The organism is Pseudomonas sp. AGC41, from assembly GCF_057334555.1.
In genome coordinates this window covers 61,296-64,082 of sequence record NZ_JBHFJB010000004.1, presented here as the reverse complement: position 1 = coordinate 64,082, position 2,787 = coordinate 61,296, and the positions used below count along the sequence as shown (strand labels likewise).

The following is a 2,787-nucleotide window of genomic DNA, read 5'->3' as shown; positions in this document are numbered from 1 at the left end:
TGTGGGAGCGAGCCTGCTCGCGAAGGGGCCAGTACAGGCGCTAGATGAGGGTCTCGATACGCAGCGAGTTGGTCGACCCCGGCTGCCCGAACGGCACGCCGGCGGTAATCAGCAAGGTGTCGCCACGCTGGGCCATGCCCTGGGCCTGGGCGATTTCCAGTGCGGTGGAACATACTTCGTCGACCTGCCGCAGCCGATCGTTGACCACCGAATGCACGCCCCACGCGACGGTCAGGCGACGGGCCGCCTGCAGGTTGGGCGTCAGGTTGAGGATCGGCACCGTCGGCCGTTCCCGCGCCGCCCGCAGGCTGGAGCTGCCCGACTCGCTGTAGTTAACCAGCACCGCCACGGGCAGCACGTTGCTGATACGGCGGATCGCGCAACTGATGGCGTCCGAGACCGTGGCCTCGGCTTTCGGTCGGCTGACGTCGAGTTGTGCCTGGTAGTCCGGGCCGTTTTCCACCTGGCGGATGATCTTGCTCATCATCTGCACGGCTTCGAGGGGATAGTCGCCCGAGGCGGTTTCCGCCGACAGCATCACCGCGTCGGCACCTTCGGCCACGGCGTTGGCGACATCGGTGACTTCGGCGCGGGTCGGCGCCGGAGAGAAGCGCATCGACTCGAGCATCTGTGTCGCCACCACCACCGGTTTGCCGAGGGCGCGGCAGGTGCCGATGATGTTTTTCTGGATCTGCGGCACGCTCTCGGCCGGCACCTCGACGCCCAGGTCACCCCGGGCAACCATGATCGCGTCGCTCAGTTCGGCGATTTCCCGCAGTTGGGCGACGGCCGAGGGCTTCTCGATCTTGGCCATCAGGAACGCCTTGTCACCGATCAGCGCGCGGGCTTCGCGAATGTCCTCGGCACGCTGCACGAACGACAGCGCCACCCAGTCCACGCCCAGCTCCAGGCCGAAGCGCAGGTCGCGGCGGTCCTTGGCGGTCAGTGGGCTCAGGTCAAGCACGGCCTGGGGCACGTTCACGCCCTTGCGGTCCGACAGTTCGCCACCGTTGAGCACCTCGGTATCGATGGCGTCGGTGTGTCTGGCGGTTACCCGCAGGCGCAGCTTGCCGTCATCGAGCAGCAAGTCCATGCCCGGCTCCAGCGCGGCGATGATTTCCGGGTGGGGCAGGTTGACCCGACGCTGATCGCCCGGCGTCGGGTCCAGGTCCAGGCGCAAGGCTTGACCGCGCTGCAACAGCACCTTGCCATCGGCGAACTTGCCGACCCGCAGTTTTGGCCCTTGCAGGTCCATCAGGATGCCCAGCGGGTAATTGAGCTGCTGCTCGACTTCGCGGATCCACTGGTAGCGCTGGGCGTGGTCGGCGTGGTCGCCATGGCTGAAGTTCAGGCGAAAGATGTTCACTCCGGCCTGCACCAGTTCGCGGATGTCATCGATCCCACGGGTGGCGGGACCGAGTGTCGCGAGGATCTTGACCTTCTTGTCAGGCGTCATTTTTCGGGTTCTCGAGGATCAGGATGGCGCGAAAGTCATTGACGTTGGTGCGGGTCGGCTCGGTGACGATCAACCCGTCCAGCGCGGCGAAGTAGCCGTAGCCGTTGTTGTTATCCAGTTCATCGCTGGCGTTCAGGCCCAGCTCGGTGGCGCGGCGATAGCTGTCCGGGGTCATGATGGCGCCGGCGTTGTCTTCGGAGCCGTCGATGCCGTCGGTGTCTCCCGCCAGCGCATAGATGCCGGGGTGGCCCTTGAGGCTGTCGGTCAGGCTCAGGAGGAATTCGGCGTTGCGCCCGCCACGGCCATTGCCGCGCACGGTGACCGTGGTTTCGCCGCCGGAGAGGATCACGCACGGCGCAGCCAAGGGCTGGCCGTGCAGGGCGATTTGCCGGGCGATGCCGGCGTGGACCTTCGCCACGTCCCGGGATTCGCCTTCCAGGTCACCGAGGATCAATGGGCTGAAACCGGCCTGGCGAGCTTTTACCGCCGCGGCTTCGAGGGATTGCTGGGGGCGGGCGATGAGCTGGAAATGACTGCGCGTCAGGCTCGGGTCGCCGGGCTTGACGGTCTCCGATTCCGGGCTTTGCAGCCAGCTGCGCACCGAGGCCGGGATCTCGATGCCGTAGCGCTTGAGAATCGCCAGCGCGTCGGCCGAAGTGCTCGGGTCGGCCACGGTGGGACCGGAGGCGATGACCGTGGCGAGGTCGCCGGGCACATCGGAAATCGCGTAGGTATAGACGGTCGCCGGCCAGCAGGCCTTGCCCAGTCGGCCACCCTTGATCGCCGAGAGGTGCTTGCGCACGCAATTCATCTCGCCAATGGTGGCGCCGGACTTGAGCAGGGCCTTGTTGATCGATTGCTTGTCGGCCAGGGTGATGCCGGCCGCCGGCAAGGCCAGCAACGCCGAGCCCCCGCCGGACAGCAGGAAGATCACCCGGTCGTCTTCGTTGAGGTTGCTGACGAGTTCGAGCACCCGTCCGGCCACTTCCAGGCCAGCGGCGTCCGGTACTGGATGAGCGGCTTCGACCACTTCGATTTTCTCGCAGGGCGCGCCATGGCCGTAGCGGGTCACCACCAGGCCGCTGACTTCGCCGCGCCAGCAGCGCTCGACCACCTGCGCCATGGCCGCGGCGGCCTTGCCGGCACCGATGACGATCACCCGACCGCTGCGGTCAGCGGGCAGGTACTGTTCGAGGACGTGCTGCGGATGGGCCGCGTCGATGGCCGTGGCAAACAGCTCGCGCAGCAATTGTTGCGGATCGACCGACATGGCGGGCTCCCGATTTTTATTATTGGCTGAGGCGACTCGGTTACCTGTGGGAGGGGGGGGG

General features: G+C 66.5%; 2 protein-coding genes. Both read right to left on the bottom strand.

Going from position 1 to position 2,787, the window contains the following annotated elements; genetic code table 11:
- Positions 1 to 40: 40 nt before the first annotated feature.
- Entirely contained in the window at positions 41 to 1,456 is a 1,416-nt protein-coding gene (pyk, locus tag ACE04F_RS00695) for a pyruvate kinase (protein WP_486104060.1), read from the bottom strand.
- Entirely contained in the window at positions 1,446 to 2,726 is a 1,281-nt protein-coding gene (locus ACE04F_RS00690) for a glycerate kinase type-2 family protein (protein ID WP_486104058.1), read from the bottom strand. Before ACE04F_RS00690 ends, pyk begins: the two co-directional genes overlap by 11 nt.
- Positions 2,727 to 2,787: the final 61 nt, after the last annotated feature.